At 67.5% G+C, this 20249-nt stretch carries 20 protein-coding genes; 11 read left to right on the top strand and 9 right to left on the bottom strand.

Annotation, left to right across the window (positions count from 1 at the left end):
* The gene (gyrA, locus tag U5918_RS17650) at positions 1 to 2478 is read left to right on the top strand and encodes a DNA gyrase subunit A (protein ID WP_336003156.1); all 2478 of its coding nucleotides are present in this window, start codon (positions 1 to 3) and stop codon (positions 2476 to 2478) included.
* A 96-nt stretch (positions 2479 to 2574) separates the two neighbouring features.
* Here gyrA and U5918_RS17645 read toward each other — a convergent pair whose 3' ends face one another.
* Positions 2575 to 4458 carry an acyl-CoA dehydrogenase family protein gene (locus U5918_RS17645; protein ID WP_336003155.1) on the bottom strand — a complete coding sequence of 628 codons (1884 nt, stop codon included), beginning with the start codon at positions 4456 to 4458 and terminating at the stop codon, positions 2575 to 2577.
* A gap of 162 nt (positions 4459 to 4620) precedes the next feature.
* Between U5918_RS17645 and U5918_RS17640 the strand changes: the two genes are divergently transcribed.
* Both U5918_RS17640 and U5918_RS17635 read left to right on the top strand, forming a co-directional pair.
* A complete protein-coding gene (locus U5918_RS17640; protein WP_336003154.1) occupies positions 4621 to 5430 on the top strand; it encodes an enoyl-CoA hydratase/isomerase family protein in 810 nt (269 codons plus the stop codon).
* A complete protein-coding gene (locus U5918_RS17635; protein ID WP_336003153.1) occupies positions 5427 to 6311 on the top strand; it encodes a beta-keto acid cleavage family enzyme in 885 nt (294 codons plus the stop codon). The genes U5918_RS17640 and U5918_RS17635 overlap by 4 nt, the downstream gene beginning before the upstream one ends.
* Positions 6312 to 6344: 33 nt before the next feature.
* Here U5918_RS17635 and U5918_RS17630 read toward each other — a convergent pair whose 3' ends face one another.
* The gene (locus U5918_RS17630) at positions 6345 to 6671 is read right to left on the bottom strand and encodes a hypothetical protein (RefSeq protein ID WP_336003152.1); all 327 of its coding nucleotides are present in this window, start codon (positions 6669 to 6671) and stop codon (positions 6345 to 6347) included.
* Positions 6672 to 6859: 188 nt separating this feature from the next.
* Here U5918_RS17630 and U5918_RS17625 point away from each other — a divergent pair, with 188 nt between their 5' ends.
* Entirely contained in the window at positions 6860 to 8143 is a 1284-nt protein-coding gene (locus U5918_RS17625; protein WP_336003150.1) for a glycosyltransferase 87 family protein, read from the top strand.
* Here U5918_RS17625 and U5918_RS17620 read toward each other — a convergent pair.
* The 4 genes from U5918_RS17620 to U5918_RS17605 all read right to left on the bottom strand — a co-directional run bounded on the left by U5918_RS17620 (position 8140) and on the right by U5918_RS17605 (position 11772).
* A complete protein-coding gene (locus U5918_RS17620; RefSeq protein WP_336003148.1) occupies positions 8140 to 8334 on the bottom strand; it encodes a DUF7501 family protein in 195 nt (64 codons plus the stop codon). The two genes, U5918_RS17625 and U5918_RS17620, sit on opposite strands and share 4 nt — an antisense overlap.
* Before the next feature lie 72 nt (positions 8335 to 8406).
* On the bottom strand, positions 8407 to 10731 hold the full coding sequence (locus tag U5918_RS17615; RefSeq protein ID WP_336003146.1) for a heavy metal translocating P-type ATPase: 2325 nt from the start codon (positions 10729 to 10731) through the stop codon (positions 8407 to 8409).
* Entirely contained in the window at positions 10728 to 11540 is an 813-nt protein-coding gene (locus tag U5918_RS17610) for a sulfite exporter TauE/SafE family protein (protein WP_336003145.1), read from the bottom strand. Before U5918_RS17610 ends, U5918_RS17615 begins: the two co-directional genes overlap by 4 nt.
* Before the next feature lie 19 nt (positions 11541 to 11559).
* A complete protein-coding gene (locus U5918_RS17605) occupies positions 11560 to 11772 on the bottom strand; it encodes a DUF8131 family protein (protein ID WP_336003144.1) in 213 nt (70 codons plus the stop codon).
* A 100-nt stretch (positions 11773 to 11872) separates the two neighbouring features.
* Between U5918_RS17605 and U5918_RS17600 the strand changes: the two genes are divergently transcribed.
* Genes U5918_RS17600 through U5918_RS17585 form a run of 4 tightly spaced genes read left to right on the top strand, consistent with a single transcriptional unit; the run spans position 11873 to position 14639 of the window.
* Complete coding sequence (locus U5918_RS17600; protein WP_336003142.1) at positions 11873 to 12103, top strand: hypothetical protein; 231 nt, start codon at positions 11873 to 11875, stop codon at positions 12101 to 12103.
* Between the two features lie 6 nt (positions 12104 to 12109).
* Entirely contained in the window at positions 12110 to 12679 is a 570-nt protein-coding gene (locus U5918_RS17595) for a cytochrome c oxidase subunit II (RefSeq protein ID WP_336003141.1), read from the top strand.
* 47 nt (positions 12680 to 12726) lie between these two features.
* Positions 12727 to 14442: a b(o/a)3-type cytochrome-c oxidase subunit 1 gene (locus tag U5918_RS17590; RefSeq protein WP_336003347.1), complete on the top strand. Its 1716-nt coding sequence runs from the start codon at positions 12727 to 12729 to the stop codon at positions 14440 to 14442.
* Positions 14439 to 14639 carry a hypothetical protein gene (locus U5918_RS17585; protein ID WP_336003139.1) on the top strand — a complete coding sequence of 67 codons (201 nt, stop codon included), beginning with the start codon at positions 14439 to 14441 and terminating at the stop codon, positions 14637 to 14639. The genes U5918_RS17590 and U5918_RS17585 overlap by 4 nt, the downstream gene beginning before the upstream one ends.
* A gap of 57 nt (positions 14640 to 14696) precedes the next feature.
* Here U5918_RS17585 and U5918_RS17580 read toward each other — a convergent pair whose 3' ends face one another.
* A complete protein-coding gene (locus U5918_RS17580) occupies positions 14697 to 16397 on the bottom strand; it encodes an acyl-CoA carboxylase subunit beta (RefSeq protein ID WP_336003137.1) in 1701 nt (566 codons plus the stop codon).
* Between the two features lie 211 nt (positions 16398 to 16608).
* Here U5918_RS17580 and U5918_RS17575 point away from each other — a divergent pair, with 211 nt between their 5' ends.
* Complete coding sequence (locus U5918_RS17575; protein ID WP_336003136.1) at positions 16609 to 17394, top strand: sulfite exporter TauE/SafE family protein; 786 nt, start codon at positions 16609 to 16611, stop codon at positions 17392 to 17394.
* Between the two features lie 7 nt (positions 17395 to 17401).
* Here U5918_RS17575 and U5918_RS17570 read toward each other — a convergent pair whose 3' ends face one another.
* Entirely contained in the window at positions 17402 to 18550 is a 1149-nt protein-coding gene (locus tag U5918_RS17570) for an MBL fold metallo-hydrolase (protein WP_336003134.1), read from the bottom strand.
* 208 nt (positions 18551 to 18758) lie between these two features.
* Between U5918_RS17570 and U5918_RS17565 the strand changes: the two genes are divergently transcribed.
* Entirely contained in the window at positions 18759 to 19010 is a 252-nt protein-coding gene (locus U5918_RS17565) for an MTH865 family protein (protein WP_336003133.1), read from the top strand.
* Between the two features lie 34 nt (positions 19011 to 19044).
* On the opposite strand, the gene U5918_RS17560 is transcribed toward U5918_RS17565, so the two are convergent.
* Entirely contained in the window at positions 19045 to 19530 is a 486-nt protein-coding gene (locus U5918_RS17560) for a metal-dependent hydrolase (protein WP_336003132.1), read from the bottom strand.
* Positions 19531 to 19663: 133 nt separating this feature from the next.
* Between U5918_RS17560 and U5918_RS17555 the strand changes: the two genes are divergently transcribed.
* The gene (locus U5918_RS17555; RefSeq protein ID WP_336003131.1) at positions 19664 to 20236 is read left to right on the top strand and encodes a peroxidase-related enzyme; all 573 of its coding nucleotides are present in this window, start codon (positions 19664 to 19666) and stop codon (positions 20234 to 20236) included.
* Positions 20237 to 20249: the final 13 nt, after the last annotated feature.

The raw sequence follows: 20249 nt of genomic DNA, 5'->3' as shown, positions 1-20249 counted from the left end.
ATGAGTTCCGAACTGCCAGACGCCCCGGACGACGCGACGGCGGCCCCCGCGGCCAACGTCGAGCGCGTCCGGGTCGAAGACGAGATGGAGCAGAGCTACATCGACTACGCGATGAGCGTCATCGCCGGCCGGGCCCTGCCGGACGTCCGTGACGGGCTCAAGCCCGTCCACCGGCGCATCCTCTACGCGATGCACGAGATGGGCGTCACCAGCGGGTCCAGTCACCGCAAGTCCTCCTCGGTGGTCGGGGAGACGATGGGTGACTACCACCCGCACGGCGACCAAGCCATCTACGACACGCTCGTGAAGATGGCCCAGACGTTCTCCATGCGCGAACCGCTGATCGACGGCCAGGGGAACTTCGGGTCGATGGACGGCGACCCCGCCGCGGCCATGCGGTACACCGAGGCGCGGATGAGCCCCATCGCCGAGGAGTTGCTGGAGGACATCGAGAAGGACACGGTCGACTTCCAGTCCAACTACGACGACCGTCTGAACGAACCGACGGTCATGCCCGCCGCCTTCCCGAACCTGCTGGTCAACGGTTCGACGGGCATCGCGGTCGGGATGAGTACGAAGATCCCGCCGCACAACCTCGAAGAGGTGATCGACGCGACGATCCACCTGATCGACAACCCCGAATGCGACGTCGAAGACCTGATCCACCTGGAAGAGAGCCCGGGGCCGATCAAGGGGCCGGACTTCCCGACGGGCGCGAACATCGTCGGCCGCAACGACATCCATAAGGCGTACAAGACGGGGCGGGGCCGCCTCACCGTCCGCGCCGAATACGAGGTCGACCACGAGGAGGGTCGCATCGTCATCAGCGAACTGCCCTTCCAGGAGAACAAGGCCCGCGTCGTCGAGCGCATCGCGGAGAACGTCAACGAGGGGAAGATCGAGGGGATCAGCGACCTGCGCGACGAGTCCGACCGCGACGGCGTCCGGGTCGTGGTCGACCTCAAGCGCGGCGCGAACGCAGACGTGGTCGAGAACCAGTTGCTCGAACACCACCTCGAATCGACCTTCGGCGTCATCAACCTCGCCCTCGTCGACGGCGAACCGCGCGTCCTGACGCTCAAGCAGACCCTCGCCGAGTACGTCGACCACCGGAAGGAGGTCGTCAGGCGGCGCAGTCAGTTCGAACTCGACGAGGCCGAGGACCGCGCGCACATCCTCGAAGGCCGGCTGACGGCCGTCGAGAACGCCGACGACGTGATCGACCTCGTCCGGGACGCCGACAACCGCGAGGACGCCAAGGAGGCCCTCAGAGACGAGTACGACTTCTCCGAGGCCCAGGCCGACCACATCGTCCGGATCCAGATCGGGAGCCTCACCTCCGAGGAGGTCGACGAGATAGAGACCGAGTACGAGGAGGTCCAGGCACGCATCGAGCGCCTCGAGGAGATCCTGGGCGACCAGCAGGAACTGCTCGACGTCATCAAGGACGAACTCCAGGAGATCAAAGCGGAGTACGGCGACGAGCGCCGGACCCGGATCGTCCAGGACGACGGCGAGGTGACCCACGAGGACCTCATCCCCGAGCAGGACTGCGTGGTCGTCATCACCGACGACGACTACATCAAGCGCATGCCCGTCGAGAAGTTCGAGACACAGGGCCGCGGCGGGAAGGGCATCATCGGCGCGGACCCCAAGGAGGGCGACCGCGTCAACGAGGTCTTCCGGGCCAACAGCCACGACTACCTGCTCTGTTTCACCAACCAGGGCCGGGTCTACCGTCTCAAGACCTACCAGGTCCCGGAGATGAGCCGGACGGCCCGGGGCAACCACATCCGGAACGTCATCGGCGGGCTCTCAGACGGCGAGGAGATCACGGCGGTCGTCGACACGGACGCGTTCAGTGACGACCAGTGTCTGACGATGGCCACCCGGGACGGCTACGTCAAGCGGACCTGCACGACGGAGTTCGAGAACATCCGGTCGACGGGGATCATCGCCGCCTCGCTCGAGGACGGCGACGAACTCGTCGACGTGGAGGTGACCGACGGCGAGCAGGACCTGGTCATCGCGACCGAACGGGGCATGACGATCCGCTTCCAGGAGAGCGACGTCCGACAGATGGGCCGCAACGCCCGCGGCGTCGGCGCGATCAAGCTCCAGGACGGCGACCGCGTGGTCGGCCTGGTCGCGACGGACGACGACGACGAGCGCGCCCTGCTGACCGTGACCGAACACGGCTACGGGAAGCGGACGCCGCTCACCGAGTACCGGTGTCAGTCACGCTACGGCAAGGGCCTCATCGACATCAAGACCGACGGCCGTAACGGGCCGGTGACCGACGTGAAGGCCGTCAGCGAGGCCGACCACCTCATCATCATGAGCGAACTCGGCCAGATCATGCGCATCCGGGCCGCCGACATCTCCACCGTCGGCCGGAACACGAAGGGCGTCACGATCATGGAACTGGAAGGCGACGACAGCGTCGCCAGCGTGACGGTCGTGCCGGACCTGGAGTAACGGAAGCGATCCCCGAACGGCATTTTCCTCGCCGCCGGCATCGAACCGTCGGGAGGCGGGTGCTACCGCAGTCGAGAACGGGCAGTCGAGGACTGCTCAGTCGTCGGCGGGCGCGGCCGCGGCCAGTTCGTCCGGCGACAGTCGCGCGTGCCGGACGATCTCCTCGAAGTAGTCGTCCGGGAGTTTCTCGCCGTCGGTGATCCCGCGGGCCTCGTCCTGGCCGAACCGGGTCCCGACGAACCACTCTGCGACCAGGGCGCGCCGGCCGTCGTCGGCCTCGTCGATGGCGGTCTGGGCGCGTTCGATCAACAGTCCGGCCGTCACCACGTCGAAGACGTAGTCGGCCAGTCGCTTGGCCTCGTGCTGGGCGTAGTCCTCGCCTTCGCCCGCCAGCGAGACCATCGCCTCCTGCATGGCGGTGAACTCCTCCTGAACGGTCCCGGCCAGGTCTTCGAGGTGGGGGTGCTCGGCGGCGTCGAGGTGGTCGGAGATCAGCGGGAACAGGGTCTCGTGGGCGGCCTCGCGGTTCAGCACGCGCAACACGTCCAGCGAGAGGATGTTGGAGGTCCCCTCCCAGATGGGGAGGACCTGCGAGTCCCGGAGCAGTCGCTCGGTGGTGAACCCGTTGACGTAGCCGTTGCCGCCCAGGATCTCGCAGGCGTAGGAGGCCGTGTCGACGGCCATCCGGCCGGTCTTGTACTTCGCGATGGGGACGAGCAGGCGCATCAGTTTGAACGCGCGCTCCTCTTCGGGCGTGCGCTCGTCGGCGTCGAGTCCCGTCCCGTCCGCGCGCTGTTCGGCGTCCATGTAGTCCGCGTAGTGGCGGGTCGCCTCGAAGGTGAAGGCGAGCGCGGCCTCGTAGTCGGTCTGCATGTCCACGAGGTCCCGGCGCATCAGGGGGTACTCCTGGATGGTCTCGCCGAACGCGTCGCGCGTCGCGGCCTGAACCTTCGACTCCAGCAGGGACCGCCCCATCCCACCGACCGAGCCGGTGGCGTTGGTCAGCCGCTCGAAGTTCATCATCTCGGCCATCAGCTTGAACCCGTTCTCGGGTTCGCCGACGAGGTACGCCTCCGCCCCACGGAACTCGACCTCGCCGGTCGGGACCGAGATGGTCCCGAGTTTGTCCTTCAGCCGGCGGTAGAGCTGATCGTTGAGTTCACCGGAAGACAGTTCGTCTTCCGAGGTCCCGCTCGCGTCGCTCGCGGGACCCCCATTTCGCTTCGTGTGCGGGACGAGAAACAGCGAGAGCCCGGCCGTCCCATCGGGAGCGTCGGGTCTGCGGGCGAGGGCGAGGGTCCCCTCGGCGTCGATGTTCGAGCAGAACCACTTCTCGCCGTGCAGTTCGTAGATCCCCTCCTCCTCGGTGGGTTCGGCGGTCGTCTCGTTGGCCCCGACGTCGGAGCCGCCCTGCTTCTCGGTGAGGAACATCGCGCCCTCGATGTGGTCGTCGTAGTCGCGGCTCGTCAGTTTCCGAAAGTAGTCCTCGAGAAGGTCGGCATTGGGGTGGTCGTCGTCGACGTACTTCTCGAGGACTATTGCCGCGCCGGTGGTCATCGACACGGGACAGACGAACCCGCCGTCGGCGAACGAGAGGATGGTCTGCTGGGTGAGGACGTGCTGGAACCCGAGCGGTTCGTCCCGGCCCGGCGGCGGGTGGAAAATGTCGTGGGTGACGCCGCGGTCGTAGACGAGTTCGTCGTTCTCGTGCTGGAGCGGGTGGTACTCGACGTGATTTTGCACCTCGCCGTCCCGGTCGTAGGTCCGGAGGTCGTGGCCCTCGCGGTCGATGATCTCGGCGTTGTCCGTGATCTCGTGGCCGGTCAACTCGCCCAGGTCGGAGAGCTTCGGTTCCGCCCACTCGAACTCCGCGTCGGGGTAGGCCCGTTCGACCTCGGCCCTGAGCGCGGGATCGATGGCCCAGTAGTTCACGTGTCGCCCCGCGTCCAGGCGACCGTAGTCGATCGGTGTGTCCACCATGGCACGGTATTTGTGCACGTCCCACATAAAGGCACAGCCCACGCGTTGTGGGTTTATCCGTCCAGACTGGTGGGGAGACGGGATCGAGCGTCGACAACTCCTTTCGGGTTGTTGCGCGTCCGAAATACTATTGCGGGGGCGTGCGCCACGTTACGAGACCGCATGGCAGATCAGACGGAACTCTCGACCGACGCCCTCGACGTCGCGGTCAGCGACGACGGCCTGGTGGTCCGGGCGACCATCGATCGCCCCGAGCAGCGCAATTCCCTCAACGAACCGGTGATACGCGGCCTCTCGAACGCCATCGAGTACGCAGACGAGAGCGAGGCGCGCGTGCTCGTCCTCCGCGGAGCGGGCGGTACCTTCTGCTCGGGCGGCGACCTCTCGGAGATGGCCGGCGTCCTCGGCGAGGGCTCGGAGGCCTACCGCGAGCAGTTCGCCTCGCTCTCGGCGATCGTCGAGTCCATGGTTGGGGCGAGCGCGCTGACCGTCGCCGCGGTCGAGGGGTACTGTCTGGCCGGGGGCCTGGGACTGGCCGCAGCCTGCGAGTTCGTGGTCGCGAGCGAGTCCGCCGAGTTCGGCACCCCCGAGGTCGACGTCGGCCTGTTTCCCGCGCAGGCGATGGCGCCGATCATGCGCGCCGCCGACCAGAAGGCGGGCCTGAAGCTGCTGTTCACCGGCGAGCACGTCGACGCCGACGACGCTGCGGAGATGGGACTCGTGACCGACGTGGTCCCCGACGGTGAGTTCGACGACCGACTCGACGACCTCGTGGACACGCTCGCCAACAACAGCCCGATGCTCATCGACGTGGGCAAAGAGGCCTACTACAGCCAGCGCGACATGGGCTTCGAGGAGTCGCTGTCCTACCTCAAGGAGGTCATCACCGTCATCGCCATGAGCGACGCGACGGAGGAGGGGATCAACTCCTTCCTGATGGACGAACGCCCCGACTGGGAGGTGCGCGAATGACCGACACGAACCGGGAGAGCGTCAAGGGCAACGACCCGGAGAAGGTAATCATCTCCGCGGCGCTGACCGGCGCGCTGACGACGCGCGACCAGTGCGAGGCGATCCCCTACACGGCCGAGGAGATCGCCGCGGAGGCCGCCGCCGCGCGGGAGGCGGGCGCGGCCGTCGCGCACATCCACGCGCGAACGGACAACGGTTCACCGACCTACTCGACGGAACGCTACCAGGAGATCAAGGACGCGGTCCAGGAGCGCACTGATATCGTCGTGAACTTCTCGACGGGGGCGATCCACGAACCGGTCGAGAGCCGCACCGAGTACGTCCGCGAGACCGAGCCCGAGATGGCCGCCCTGAACATGGGCTCTATGAACTACGCGAAGTACTCCGAATCGCGCGGCGACTTCGTCTTCGACATGGTGTTCGAGAACTCCTTCGCGGAGATCCGCGAGTTCCTGACGACGATGCAGGACGCCGGCGTCAAGCCCGAACTGGAGTGTTTCGACACGGGCCACATCGGCAACACCCGGCCCCTGCTCACCGAGGGCGACCTCGAACCGCCGCTGCACTTCAGCCTCATCATGGGCGTGCTCGGCGGGATTCCGGCGACCGCAGAGAACCTGGCCCACCAGGTCCGCCAGCTCCCCGACGACGCCACCTGGCAGGTCATCGGCATCGGCGAAGACCAGTGGCGCCTCGTCGGCGCGGCGCTCTCGATGGGCGGCAACGTCCGCGTCGGGCTGGAGGACAACTTCTACGTCAGCGAGGGCGAGATGGCCGAGAGCAACGCCGACCTCGTCGCCAAGGCCGCGCGGATGGCCCGCGACGTCGGCCGCGAGCCCGCGACGCCCGACGAGGCCCGCGAGATCATGGCGATCGAGTGACGACGGCGGCTCGCCCGAGTCCCTGCAGCGCGGTCACCGGTCTCGCCCGCGGTCGGGGGTCTCCGAATCGGACTCTGGCCCCTTCCGGATCTGGCGCACCAGGTTCAGGTGCATGAGATGCAGATGCATCCCGATCCCGAACAGCAGGAGTCCCATCCCGACGAAGATCGCGGGCATGAGGATCGCCTCGACGGCGGTCCCGGCGGAGTCGAGGTTCGCCGGCAACAGCACGGCCGCGGCCACGAGGAAGGTCCCGACGATGACGCCCAGTCCGGCCTTCAGGAAGCGAGTGTAGCGACCCACCTGTTGCAACCGGTCCTCGATCTCACGCGTCTCGGCCGATTCGTCGTCTGAAGACATCGATCTTTGAACCTGGATCCGCAGGCGAAGTGCCCTCGTAGGCGAGGCGCTCGATCGTGGAAAACCGTGTGCCTGCTCTCGCAAGTCACAGCCGACTCCCTGCCACCGTCCCCGATCGGTCCCTCGTGGATCCGTCGACGACGGTCTCGTTCGGCAGGCTGAACAGGGGCCGGGGAGAATTCCCGTCGATGACCGACGCTGGCGACGGGCCGAGAGGTGGGGAGGCGACGACGGCGGCCGGCCCGCCCCGCCTCGGCCCCCGGCTCGTCCTCGCCGTCGGATTCCTGTTCGGACTCGTCTACCTGGCCTTCGTCCTCGCCGTCGGGCCCTGGCAGGTGGGCATCGACTTCGAGGTGTACTACGTGGCCGCGAAAGCGGCGCTGGCGGGGGAGAACTTCTACGCCGTCGCGCCCGAGCGCGTCCCGTCGTTCACCTACGTCTACCCGCCGCTCTCGATCCTCCTGTTCTTCCCCTACGCCGTCTTCGGCTCGTGGGTTCCGGGATTCGCGATCCACACCCTCGGAACGGTGCTGGCCGGACTCGCGACCGCCTGGCTCCTGGTGCGGTACGTCGAGCGCGCCGGTGACGACCGACTCCAGTGGCTCGATCGGGCGCTCGTCGCGGGGTTCGTCGTCGCCTCGATCCACGCGATGCCGTCGCTGGTGTTCGGGCAGGTCAACCACCACGTCGCGCTGGCGCTGACGGCCGGCTTCGTGGCGCTGGATCGTAACCGCGAGTCCGTCGCTGGCGGCGCGTTCGCCGCGGCGGCATTCTTCAAGGTGTTCCCCGCTGCCGTCGGCGTCTGGCTGCTCCGACGGCGTGCCTGGCGCGCGATCGCCGCGGCGATCACCACCGGACTCGGCCTCCTGGCGCTGGGCCTCGTCGCGTTCGGACCGGAACTGACCGCGGAGTACCTGCACGTGGCGCTCCTCGATCGACTCGACCACGGGCAGTTCCTCGGCGGACTCGACCCTACCGCGACCTACCTGACGCTCCGGCGGCCGCTCTCCGTGCTCTTCCCGCAGGGACCGTCGCTGCTGTGGGCCGCTGGCGCACTCGCGGTCCTCGCGCCGCCGGTCGCGTACTGCTATCGAGCGATCGACGGACGGCTGGACCGCCTCGTCGCGATCCAGGCGACGCTGCTCGCCATCTTGCTCTTCTTCCCGTCCTACCCGATCTACGTCGTGATCCTCCTCTTCCCGCTGGTCCCGCTGCTCTACCTGCTCCCCGCGGGCGGCCCCCGTCGGCTGGTCGTCGGTGGGGCACTGCTGGCGAACGCGTCGGTTCGGCTAGACGACGTCGCGCAGATTCTGGGCGCCCTGCCCCTGGATCCGGATCTCGGCGCGAGCGTGGTCTCGGCGGTCGAACCCCTCTTCACCGTCGCGACGCCACCGCTGGTGGGCCTCCTGCTGGTGCTCGCGGGATGTGTCTGGTATCGGTACGAGACGGACGTGGCGTCGGGGGGCGACTAACCGGACCAGCCGCCGCGGATGTCGCTGTTCACGTTCCCACGCCACTGGTCGAAGCCGGACTCACAGGCCGGATTCGACTTCAGGTGGTCCATGAAGCCCGCGCCCGGAGAGGCCAGTTGCATCTCACAGAACGGACAGACGTTCGGGTCGTTCCACGTCGTCGGCACTGGCGTGCCAGTCTGATCCCCCATACGTTCGTCGAGGATAGACCATTATTTAATGGTTGCTGTTATATATTTATATCTGATTAAGGACCATAATAGTCACGAGCGGAGCGAGCGCGCCGAGTTCGTGACGACCAGCAGGCTGGACGCGGTCATGGCGACGGCGGCCAGTAGGGGGTTCAGCAGGCCGGCGACGGCGATGGGGATCGCGACTGCGTTGTAGAGGAACGCCCAGCCGAGGTTCTGGCGGATCCGCCCGTGCGTCCCGTTCGCGATCTCGAACAGCGCGGTCACGTTCCGGAGGTCGTCGTCCAGCAGGACGGCGTCGGCGGCGTCGGCGGCGAGGTCCGTGCCGCTCCCGAGCGCGATACCGAGGTCCGCCGCCGCCAGCGCCGGGCCGTCGTTGCTCCCGTCGCCGACCATCGCGACGGTGCCGCGCCCGCGCAGTCGCTCGACGGTCTCGGCTTTGGCCTCCGGCGGGACGCCGGCGAACACCTCGTCGGCGTCGATGCGGTCCTCGATGCGCTCGACCGCGCCGCCATCGTCGCCGGTCAGCACGACGACCTCGTGGTCCGCCGAGAGGGCCGCGACGACCTCGGCGGCCTCCGGACGCTCGCGCTCGCCCAGCAGGAGCAGGCCCCGCGCCTGTCCGTCCCAGCCGACGAACACCGGGCGCGTGCCGTCTTCGACTGCCTCCTGGGCCCGGCCGTCGAGATCGTCCGGGATCGCGAGCTCTCGCTCTCGCAGGAGATCCGCCCGGCCGACCACGACGCGATCGCCGTCGACGCTGGCGCTGACGCCGGTCGCGTGGCGCTCGAAGTCGGTCGCGTCCGGGGGATCCGCGACCGCCTCGGTGATCGCGTCGGCGACGGGATGGTTCGCCCGGGACTCCGCGGCCGCGGCGCGGCGACGGACCGCCGCGGGATCGTCACCGACCGTCTCGACGACGGACATCGACCCGGTCGTGAGCGTCCCGGTCTTGTCGAAGACGACCACGTCGACCGCGGGGACGGCCTCGAAGACGGCCTCCGAGACGACGACGATGCCCGCGTCGGCGGCCTCGCGGACCCCGGCGGCGACCGCGAGCGGCGTCGCCAGCCCCAGCGCACACGGGCAGGAGACGATCAGAACTGTGAGCCCGATCAGCAGGGCCGAGACGCCGCTCCCGCCGGTCAGGAGAACCGCCGCGGCTGCCAGCGTTCCGAGCGCGATCACCGTCGGGACGAACACCGTCGCCAGTCGGTCGGCGAGTCGCTGCATCCCCGGCCGGGCGCTCTGGATCGACCAGAGCAACTCGACGATGCGGTCGAGGGTACTCTCGGCGTCGGCCGCGACCGCGACGGTCAGCGGCGCGTCGGTGACGACGCTCCCCCCGATCACCTCGTCACCCGTCCGCTTGTCCACCGGCATCGGTTCGCCGCTGAGCAGGGACTCGTCGACGGCGGCCGATCCCTCGACGACCTCACCGTCGGTGGGAACCCGCTCGCCAGCCTTTACCAGCAGGCGATCTCCGGCCGACAGTTCCTCGACGGGGACGGTTTCGACTCCCTCGGCGGTCAGCCGGCGCGCCTCGGTCACTCTGGATTCTGTCAGCTCGGAGAGCAGCCCGACCGCGCGGTCCTTGACCCGACCCTCGTAGTAGTTGCCGAGCGAGACCACGAGGACGATGGCCACGGAGACGTCGAAGTAGAGGTGGGTCCGGCCGACCAGCATCGCGACGGTGCTGTAACTGTAGGCGGCCGTGGCCGCGAGCGCGACCAGCAAGTCCATGTTCGGGTGGCCGGCCCGGAGACTGACGTACGCGCCCCGCAGGATCGGCCACCCCGTGTAGAAGAGGACGATCGACGTCATGAGCCAGACGTTCCCGAACAGGTAGAGACCGACGAGACTGGTCAGGTCGATAAAGGGCGCGTCGTATCCGAAGTAAGTCGGGTAGAGAAACAGGGCGTACCAGCCCATCACCATCATGCCGAAGAAGCCGCCGATCGCCAGCGCCCAGGCGGACTCGTCGACCGCGCTCTCGGCTTCGACCTCGCGGTCGCGTGCGGTGTACCCGTAACCGGAGACGGCGTCGGCGAGATCGTCCGGCCGGGTCTCGTCGGGATCGTACACCAGCCGCATCGTGTCCGTGGCGTAGCTGGCGGCGGCGTCGTGGACGCCCGGCTGCTCGACGGCGCGTGACTCGACGAACGCCTCGCAGGTGCCACAGTGCATCCCGTCGACGGCGAGGTAGTCGGTCTCGGCGTCGTCGGGGACCGAGACGTCGTCGGTCGCGCGTCGCTCGTCGAGTTCGTCCTCTGTCGTCTCCACGTCCTCGAGCGCGCTGGCGACCGAGAGACAGCCCCGACAGCAGTACGCGCCGCCGTCGCCGTCGGTGATCGGGGGATCCGGCGTCGGTCGGTCACAGAGGGTACAGTCGGTCATGCGAGGGGCTGGTAGAACGGCACCGGCAACATCGGGACCCGGACCCCGAGCAACACGAGGCCGTGCGAGAGGGGGATGTACCCGAGCAGGACAAAGGCTCCGCCCAGCAGCCGGTGGAGCGTCCGCCGGTGGCCGTCACCGAGCGTGCCGAGCACCGTCCCGTAGGCGAAGAGGGTCGGGACGGTCCCCAGCCCGAGGACGCCGAGGCTGAGCGCGGCCCGGAGGGGATCACCCAGCGCGAACGCGTACACGTACGCGGGATAGAGGATCGGACAGGGGAGGATCCCGTGAACGGCGCCGAGGCCGACGATTTTCGGCCCGCCGACCAGCCGATCGACCCGCGCGGTGAGCCACCCGCTGATCCGCTGGAACCCCCGTGCGACGACGGCGGGCGTGAACCGGTCGAGGTGGCCGGTGCCGCCGAGCAGGTATCTGATCCCCGTCGCGACGATGACCGCGCCGACGGTCAGCCCGGCGGCGATCCGGACGGAATTCGCGATCGACGGGAGCCCGTCGACCGAAGCGAACACCAGTCCGCCGGCTGCGGCCGCGAGCGCGCCGACGACGGCGTAGCTGACGGTGCGCCCGAGGTTGAACAGCAGGTGTTGCCGGACGGCGACTGGGGTGAGGCGATGGGTCCGGTCGGTCCCAGTCCGTGCGTCCACGCGGTCGGCGTACAGCGTCACCAGCGGCCCGCACATCCCGAGACAGTGCGCGCCCCCCAGGAGGCCGATGACGGCGAACACCAGCAGGTCGACGTTCGACCCGACCGCCTCGACGCCGGTCAACTGGAGGAGCGCCGCCGTCATCGTCGATCAGCCCGGTCCATCACCCGTGTGCGGCCCCTGCCCCGTCGTCGTCCGGGGCGATGGGGGAGAAAAGCAGGTAGAGACTCGTCGTGATCAGGGCGACGTTCGTCACCGTGACTGCCGCGGCCACGTAGTACGTGCGCGTGAAGCCGAAGGTCAGGACCGGCACGAGGGCGAGCAGTCCGATGGCCACCAGCCGCCGGGGCGAGAGCGCGTCGATTACCTGTTTCATACCGGGCGTTCGGGGTGTCGTGATAAATCAGCCCGGCTCGATTTTCACCCGCTGGGAATGCCCGGTGTTGTATAAAACGAACATGTGCGAATGTTCGTTCATGCCGACGGTAGAATCAGCGACGGACGACGAGACGGGCGTCGGCGAAGACGCGTACGCCGACGGAACGCTCGTTCGCGACGCCGAAGTGCAGCGACCGCTCTCCCAGGGGGAGTTCGATCCGAAGGGGACGCTCTCGCTGCTCTTCGTGTACTTCCTCATCCTCGTCTTCATGTGGACGTACATGTACTTCGTCGAGTTCCTCGCCAACGGGCCGACGGTGGTGGGGTGATCGCGGATGCACGTCCACGACTACGAGAAACTGTGGCTGGGGGCGTCCCTGCTCCTGATCGTCGGGTTCATCTCGACCATCGTCTACGGCGCGGTGGGCGCCGGCGTCGTCATGGTCAACGACGAGGGCGGGCAGGTGAACCCGAGCGAGCTCGGGAACACGACCGGGTTCGACGACCCCGGGGTCACGAAGGTCGGCCCCGGCGAGTACGAGGTCCACATCGTCGCCATGCAGTTCGCGTTCCGGCCCGGAACGGTCGAGTTGCCCGCCAATAGCACGGTCACCTTCTACGTGACGTCGCGGGACGTGGTCCACGGGTTCCAGGTCGTGGGCACGAACGCCAACACGATGGTCATCCCCGGCGAAGTGTCGAAGCTCACCGTCGAATTCGACGACCCGGGTGAGTACGGCATCGTCTGTCACGAGTACTGTGGCTCCGGCCACCACGGCATGGCGTCCGAGTTGCTCGTCAAAGAACCGTCGAACTTCACGATGCAGGACGACACGCAAACACAGACCGGTGGAAACGGGACGACCAACGCGACCGCGACCGCGACGGGAGGTGAGTCCGCGTGAGCACGCCCGGTGGGACCGTCGGCGAGACCGCCGATTCGTCCGGGGAGATGCTCCCGGACAACTCCTTTCTGATCCAGTACCCCCACGTCTCGCGGGTCGTCAGATCCCTGTTTTTGACGGCCTTCGTGGCGTTCGGTGTGGGAGCGTTGATGGGACTGTTCCAGGCGCTCCACCGGACGAACGTCCTCAGACTCTTCGACTCGACGGACTACTACACCCTGTTGACCCTCCACGGCGTCTTGTTGGCCATCGTGTTCACCATCTTCTTCCTCGCCGGCGTGTTCGCGTGGGCGAACACGCGGAGTCTGGATCGACCACCGGTGAGCAAGCCGTTCACCTGGTTCTGGGTCGCCGCGATGTCTCTCGGGACCACGATGGCGGGCGTCTCGATCCTCGGCGGACTGATCCCGGCCTCCGACATCAGCGCGGACGTCCTGTTTACCTTCTACGCACCACTGCAGGCACACCCCCTGTTCTACATCGGGCTCGCGCTCTTTATCGTCGGGACGTGGCTCGCCGGCATCGACTGGTTCCGCCAGTTCCTGGCCTGGCGTAGCGAGAACCCCGGCGAGCGGATCCCCCTGCAGTCCTTCATGGTCCTGACGACGATGCTCATGTGGTTCATCGCCACAATGGGCGTCGCCGTCGAAGTCGTCGTCTTCCTGATCCCGTGGTCGCTCGGGCTCATGCCCGCACCGAACCCGCTACTCACGCGGACGCTGTTCTGGTTCTTCGGCCACCCCGTCGTCTACTTCTGGCTGATGCCGGCGTACTTGCTGTGGTACACGGTCCTCCCGAAGATCTCCGGCGGGCGGCTGTTCAGCGACCCGCTCGCACGCGTCGTCTTCGTGCTCTTCCTGTTGCTCTCGACGCCGGTCGGGATCCACCACCAGTACGTCGATCCCGGCATCGCGGAAGGGTTCAAGTTCATCGCGATGACGAACACGATGTTCCTGCTGTTGCCGAGCCTGCTGACGGCCTTCACGGTCGTCGCGAGCATCGAACACGGCGCACGCCAGCGCGGCGGCACGGGCTACTTCGGCTGGCTCAAGGCCCTGCCGTGGCGCGATCCGGCGTTCACCGGGATGGCACTCGCGGGCCTGATGTTCGCCGCCGGCGGATTCAGCGGGATGGTCAACGCCGGGATGAACATCAACTACCTCGTCCACAACACCATCTGGGTGCCCGGCCACTTCCACCTCACCGTCGGGACGGCCGTCGCGCTGACGTTCATGGCGGGCTCCTACTGGCTCGTCCCCCGGATCACGGGTCGGGAACTGTACAGCCGCCCGATCGGGCTGTTCCAGGTCGTCCTCTGGTTCATCGGCATGGTGTTCATGTCCGCTGCGATGCACCGGGGCGGACTCGCGGGCATCCCCCGCCGGACCGCCGAACCCCAGTACTCGCAGATCGCCTTCGAGACCGTCGCCGGGTCGGTCGGCAATCTCCGCCTGCAGATGGCCTTCGGCGGCGTCCTGCTGTTCGTCTCGGCGCTGTTGTTCCTCGTGAACGTCGGCCTCACCGCGATGAACAACAAGCCCGCACGCGGCCTCGACGCGGCGCTGCCGCCGGCCCTGTCCGGCCCCGAACAGTCGCCGACGATCCTCGACAACCTCAAACTCTGGGCGCTGATCGCCGTCGTGCTGGTGATCCTGGCGTACTCGCTGCCGCTGTACAGCATCGTCCAGGGCGCCGGTCTCTACCCAGCAGGCCACGAAGCGTCGCCGGCAGTCATCGCGCCCTTGCTGGAGGTGATCGCATGAGCCGCCTCTCACCCGCGGCCCTGCTGATCGTCGGCGCGTTCTTCGTGCCGCTGTTCGTCGAACTCCCGGTCGTGCTGGCGTTCGTCGGCGTCGACCTGCCGATGGGCGTCTCCCTCGGGATGGGCGTGGTCGCCTTCGCGCTCGTCCTGGCGTGGTCCGAGTTGAGCGAGAGCCCCGACGCGTCGACCGACGCGTAACCGGATCGAGGGCCGTCGTCGGTTCGGAGGGCGGCGTGACTGGTGGACGCGGCCAGTTCAGAACAGTACCGTGCCGTGGTGACGATCGGGGTCGTCGCGCCGCTTGTTCCGGAAGGCGGAGAGCCGGGCCAGGAGTTGCTCGCGGAGGTCGCCCGCCGGGAGGAGTTCGTCGACCTGCATCTTCGCGGCCTGGGCCCGGAGGTCGACGAACTCGTCGAACTGCGCTTTGGCGCTGTCGATGAACGCCTCGCGCGTCTCGCCCTCCATGTCCTCCAGTTGGCCGCCGAAGAGCGCGTGGACGGCCGCGTCGGGACCCATCACCGAGATCTCGGCGCTCGGGAGCGCGAGCGTCGCGTCGGGCCCGAACGATGGCCCGCACATCGCGTAGATCCCCGCGCCGTAGGCCTTGCGCGTGATCACGCAGAATTTTGGCACCTGCGCGTTCGACGTGGCGTAGATGAACTTCCGGCCGCGCTGGAGGATCCCCTCGCGCTCGACCTTCGAGCCGACCATGAAGCCGGGGGTGTCACAGAGGTAGACCAGCGGGATCTCGTAGGCGTCGCAGATCCAGACGAACTCCGCGGCCTTCTCCGCCGAGTCGGGGAAGATCGCGCCGCTGACGTGGTTGGGCTGGTTGGCGACGATCCCCACTGGCCGGCCGCCCATCCGGGCGAAGCCGGTCACGATCTCGGGGGCGAAGCGGGGTTTGGTCTCGAACCAGGAGTCGCGGTCGACGATCCGGTCGATCACCTCGTGGACGTCGTAGGCCGCGTTGGGTTCCTCGGGGATCACCGCGTCCAGCCCCTTCGGGTTCTTGACGGGGGGCTTCGGCTCGCGGGTCGGATTGGGCGCGTCGTAGCGTTGCGGGAGGTAGGAGAGCAGGGCTTTGACCGCGGCGACGGCGCTCTCCTCGTCCGGGACGACGAGGTCTGCGCTCCCGGACTGGGTGGCGTGGACGTCCGGGCCGCCCAGTTCCGCCATGTCGACGGCCTCGCCGGTCATCGCCTCGACGATCCGCGGGGAGGCGATGGCCATCCCGGAGATGTCCTCGACCATGATCAGGAAGTCACAGAAGACGGGGGTGTAGGCCGAGCCGGCGATGTCCGGGCCGTAGAGGACGCCGATCTGTGGGATCTGCCCCGAGTGGAGACACTGATTGTAGAACATCTTCCCCCCGCGGTAGCGGTCCATGTGCGTGTCGCCTTTCTCCCGTTCCTCGGCGTTCAGCCGCGCCCCGGTCGAGTCGATCAGGCGGACGATGGGTGCGCCGGCCTCGGCGGCGCGCTCCGAGAGGCGGATCTCCTTCTCGACGCCCATCTGGCCGAGCGACCCGGCCTTCACGGAATAATCGTTGGCGGTGAAGAACACCTCGCGGCCGTCGATGGTCCCCACGCCGGTCAGGAGCCCGTCCGCGGGCAGTTCGTCGTCGTCGGTGAACCGGGCGAATGTGCCGTCCTCGTACGTGATCTCGTCGAACAGCAGGTCGAGCCTGTCGCGAACGAAGGCCTTGCCGAGGTCGTCGAGTTTCTCGTGGCCTCGCTCGGGCCCGCCGGAGAGGATCGCCTCGATCTGGTCGCGCAGGCGCTGTTCGCGCTCGGTGACGATGTCGCCGCCACCGTTCCACTCGGACTCGTCGGTGGCGACCGAATCGCCGTCCGGCGCCACGACCTCGACGGGACGACCCAGGTGTTCGGCCACCGCCGTGGCGATCACCCGCGCTGTGTCCTCGTCGGTCTCGCCGTCGACCGTGATCTCCATCCGGATCACACCCCGTCGGCCGCCGTGGTTCCCGAGAAACTCACTCCCTGTTTAGAATTGACACACATGTGTACCGGGTACTCTCCGCCGACGGTCAAATATGTATGGGTTTCTCACTCACGGTCGGTGTTCAAGGAAGTCGCAACAACCGACATCACGGTCGTCGTGAAAGCACAGCGCCCATGCACGGACCGCCCCGGAGAGGGTCACGATGATCGGCGGCTGGGGAACCACCGCGCTCACTGCTGTCGTCATTCTGGTCGCGTCCCTCGTCCACGGAATCGCCGGGTTCGGGTTCGCACAGGTGTCGATGGGGATTTTGCCCCTGTTCCGGAGTCCCTCGAGCGCCTCCATCGTCTTCACCGTCACCGCCGTCGTGAGCAACGGCCGCGTGTGGTGGAGCGTCCGCGAGGCCTTCGACTGGCGGCGCTGGCTCGTCCCCGTCAGCGGACTCGTCGTCGGGATGCCGCTGGGGATCTACGTGTTCAGCCGGTTCGACGAGACGCAACTGCGCCTCACCATCGGCCTCGTGCTGGTCCTGGCCGTCATCGTGGTGGGTTCGACCCAGCAGCTCGACGCGGTCACCGACTGGATCGAAGCCAGAGACTACCGGCCGGGGAAGGTCGTCGGCGCGTCCGCGGGACTGTTCGCCGGTATCTTCGGCGGAGCCGTGGCGGTCCCGGGACCGCCCATGATCGTCTACGGCGCCTTCATGTCGGCGAGCGGGTTCTGGAGCGGCGAGGAGATGAAGGCCGTCTTCACCGCCTTCTTCGGAACGCTCATGCTGTACCGTCTGGGAGCGCTCTCGTACACGGGAGCGGTGACGACCCCGCTCCTCGTGGAGGCCCTCGTCGCGATTCCGATGGTGTTTCTCGGCGCCTGGATCGGGGTCTACATCTTCGACCACATCCCCGAGGACATCTTCCAGTGGCTCGTCCTCCTGCTGTTGACCGTGAACGCTATCGTCCTCCTGTTCACGGCGGCCCCCGAACTGTAGCGTGGGGTCAGGCGGCGCAGTTGTTCGGCCCGAGTTCGAGTTCGGTGGCCTCCTGCTCCGTTCCGACGTCCTCCGTCCCGGTGTTGATCGCGATGACGTCCTCGTAGTTCGGGGGTTTCTCCGGGGCGTCGTCTCTCAACCGGTCGACGAACGCCTCGCGGTCGAGCTGGAGCAACGCCAGTTCCTCGCCGAGATCGCCCAGGCGAGCCGATATCGACTGTCCCGGCGACCCGTTCTCGTACCGCCCGTCGCTGGTCACGGCGACGTGCCCCGGAAGGACCGTCAGGTCCGCCGGCAGTTCCAGGATCGTCTCGTGCAGGGTCTCGTACAGGAGTTCCGCACCGTGTGCTGCGTCCGCCTCGCCGAACTGGAGTTCGGTTCGCCCGACCGAGTCGACGAACAGCGTGTCACCGGTCACAAGCAGTTCGTCACCGACGCGGTAGTTGAGCATCTCGGAGGTGTGCCCCGGCGCGTGGAGCGCCTCGACGGTCACGTCCCCGACCTCGATCACCTCGCCGTCCGACAGTGGCGTGAACTCGTACTCGACGCCACGGTCTTCGGCGTGGTCGCCGAGGTAGTACTCGACACCGACCGCGTCGGCGAGTTTGCTCCCACCCGAGATGTGATCGGCGTGGACGTGCGTGTCGAGGACGCCGTCGATCACCAGCCCGGCGTCCTGTGCGGCGACTTTGAACTGGTCGGTCTGCCGGGTGGCATCGACCACGACGGCCGTGCCAGACGACCGCGACCCGACGACGTACCCGAGACATCCCTTCGCCCGACGCTGAACCTGTCGCACGACGAGATCCTCGTCGTCCGTCGGGATCGGGACGACCTCGTAGACTTTGCTCCAGGCTTCCATGCCCCCGGAGACGACCGAGACGTCCTCGAAGCCGTTCTCGGCGAGTTCGAGTCCGAAGGGCGTCGACGTCAGCCCCTTCCCGCAGATGGCGACGATCGATCGCCCGTCGGCCAGTTTCGACACGTCGTCCAGTTGCTGCTGGTCGAGCCCCTCGCTGGGATCGTACGGGACGTTCTCGGCGCCACGGACGTGCCAGGCGTCGTAGCTGTCGGTCGGTCTCGTGTCGACGAGCGTGAACTGTTCGTCCGCGTCGATTCGATCCGCGAGTCGTTCGACGGTGATAGATTCGACCATGGGTTGACCGGTATCTGTCGGGGGTCGTCCGAGGCGGTCGTGGCGCGAGTGACGTCCTACGATAGCGCCGGGATCAAAGGTTGTGGCGTGTTACTCTCGCGCCCGCACGAATCGCGTGCCGGGTCCACGAGCGGAGAGCCATTCGAGACGTGTTGTTCCGTACACACGAATGTTTTTACACTTGCTTCGAAAACCGTTCGAGTGACTCATGGCAGATACAGACGAACTGCGTCAGCAGATGATCGACGCGTTCGGGGGGGCCGAATATCCGATCTCGAGTCCGATGGACCTCGTTCCCGCCCTGCCCGACGGTCCGTCGACGACGTTCGAGTCCGGGAACTTCTCGATGACGGCCATGGAACTGAACACGAAGCTCTCGGGTGGTGACTTCCCGTACGACAGCGCCGAGGGGTTCGTCGACGACATCGTGGACGAACTCGAAGCGCAGGACCTGGTCTGAGCGGCGCTGGGGGATTCAGACCCGTCCCGTTCGATCAGCCAGCCACGAGCATGATCGCCCCCACGGTGGCGAAGACGCCGGCGGCCAGCAGCCCGTAGTTCGCCAGCGGATTCCGCGCCCGGACGACGCGGAGGGAGATGGTCCGCCGCGAGAGCGGCCAGAACGGCGTGATCCCCATCGGCGTGAGCACGTCGCCGAGCAGGTGCGCGACGATACCGAGCGTCCCGAACCCGAAGCCGGCGACGGCGAGTTCCGCGTCGGTCGGCGTCGCCGGCCGCCCGCCGAGCACCCAGCCGACTGCGCCCAGCGCGACGCCGACGAGGAGGGCGAACCAGACGGTGTGGATCACCCCTCGGTGGGAGATCAGCGGCAACTCGTGGTCCACGTCGGGCAGCGAGGCGAGCGCGAGCATCACGGCTTCGCCGAGGAGGGCCAGTTCCGGTCGCCCGGCGAGGACGAGCCCGACCCCCACGGGAAGGAAGACCAGCAGGGAGACGCCGACGTGGCCTGCCTTGTACACGGGCCGGGATTGTGCGCCACCGGATATGAACGTTCGCCCGACGACGGAAGTGTCGAGGCCCCGCCCGATCCCGGATCGACGCCGCATCGGCCGCGCCGAAGACTGAAGCCGGTGGCCCGCCAGTGACGGAGGGATGGCAGAAGACATCGAGGCGATGACGCGATTCGAGGTCCCGGCCGTCGAGGACCTGCCCGAGGACCTCCGCGAGCGTATCGAGGAAGAGACCGAGCGCGCCGGCTTCACGCCGAACGTCTTCCTGGCGCTCGGGTACCGGCCCCAGCAGGCGAAGGCGTTCGTCGACTACCACGACGCCCTGCTCGAGGAGACGGCCCTGGAGCGCGAGGAGATCGAGATGCTGATCGTCACCGTCTCCGGCGTCAACGACTGTCTGTACTGCATCGTCGCCCACGGCGCGCTCTGTCGGATCTACGCCGACGCACCGATGCTGGCCGAACAGCTGGCGTCGAACCACCGCACCGCGGACGTCAACGACGCCCACCGCGCGATGCTCGACTTCGCCGTCAAACTCACCGACGAGCCCGCGAAAATCGAAGACGAGGACCTGGAGCGACTCCGCGACCACGGGTTCAGTCAGGAGGCGATCTGGGACATCGGGAACGTCGTCTCCTTCTACAACCTCTCGAACCGGATGGCCCACCTGGCCGACATGCGACCCAACGAGGAGTTCTACACGCTCGGGCGCTGACTCGGGCCAGCGA

Source organism: Halorientalis sp. LT38, assembly GCF_037031225.1.
GTDB lineage: Archaea > Halobacteriota > Halobacteria > Halobacteriales > Haloarculaceae > Halorientalis > Halorientalis halophila.
This window is presented reverse-complemented; position numbering and strand designations above follow the sequence as displayed.

Bases quoted from the DNA above. Each gene is read 5' to 3' on its own strand.
- U5918_RS17590 (WP_336003347.1), top strand. From the start codon at position 12,727: ATGCTCCCGGACAACTCCTTTCTGATCCAGTACCCCCACGTCTCGCGG.
- U5918_RS17615 (WP_336003146.1), bottom strand. From the start codon at position 10,731: ATGACCGACTGTACCCTCTGTGACCGACCGACGCCGGATCCCCCGATC.
- U5918_RS17565 (WP_336003133.1), top strand. From the start codon at position 18,759: ATGGCAGATACAGACGAACTGCGTCAGCAGATGATCGACGCGTTCGGG.
- gyrA (WP_336003156.1), top strand. From the start codon at position 1: ATGAGTTCCGAACTGCCAGACGCCCCGGACGACGCGACGGCGGCCCCC.
- U5918_RS17635 (WP_336003153.1), top strand. From the start codon at position 5,427: ATGACCGACACGAACCGGGAGAGCGTCAAGGGCAACGACCCGGAGAAG.
- U5918_RS17600 (WP_336003142.1), top strand. From the start codon at position 11,873: ATGCCGACGGTAGAATCAGCGACGGACGACGAGACGGGCGTCGGCGAA.
- U5918_RS17595 (WP_336003141.1), top strand. From the start codon at position 12,110: ATGCACGTCCACGACTACGAGAAACTGTGGCTGGGGGCGTCCCTGCTC.
- U5918_RS17640 (WP_336003154.1), top strand. From the start codon at position 4,621: ATGGCAGATCAGACGGAACTCTCGACCGACGCCCTCGACGTCGCGGTC.
- U5918_RS17570 (WP_336003134.1), bottom strand. From the start codon at position 18,550: ATGGTCGAATCTATCACCGTCGAACGACTCGCGGATCGAATCGACGCG.
- U5918_RS17575 (WP_336003136.1), top strand. From the start codon at position 16,609: ATGATCGGCGGCTGGGGAACCACCGCGCTCACTGCTGTCGTCATTCTG.
- U5918_RS17555 (WP_336003131.1), top strand. From the start codon at position 19,664: ATGGCAGAAGACATCGAGGCGATGACGCGATTCGAGGTCCCGGCCGTC.
- U5918_RS17580 (WP_336003137.1), bottom strand. From the start codon at position 16,397: ATGGAGATCACGGTCGACGGCGAGACCGACGAGGACACAGCGCGGGTG.
- U5918_RS17625 (WP_336003150.1), top strand. From the start codon at position 6,860: ATGACCGACGCTGGCGACGGGCCGAGAGGTGGGGAGGCGACGACGGCG.
- U5918_RS17585 (WP_336003139.1), top strand. From the start codon at position 14,439: ATGAGCCGCCTCTCACCCGCGGCCCTGCTGATCGTCGGCGCGTTCTTC.
- U5918_RS17630 (WP_336003152.1), bottom strand. From the start codon at position 6,671: ATGTCTTCAGACGACGAATCGGCCGAGACGCGTGAGATCGAGGACCGG.
- U5918_RS17645 (WP_336003155.1), bottom strand. From the start codon at position 4,458: ATGGTGGACACACCGATCGACTACGGTCGCCTGGACGCGGGGCGACAC.
- U5918_RS17620 (WP_336003148.1), bottom strand. From the start codon at position 8,334: ATGGGGGATCAGACTGGCACGCCAGTGCCGACGACGTGGAACGACCCG.
- U5918_RS17610 (WP_336003145.1), bottom strand. From the start codon at position 11,540: ATGACGGCGGCGCTCCTCCAGTTGACCGGCGTCGAGGCGGTCGGGTCG.
- U5918_RS17605 (WP_336003144.1), bottom strand. From the start codon at position 11,772: ATGAAACAGGTAATCGACGCGCTCTCGCCCCGGCGGCTGGTGGCCATC.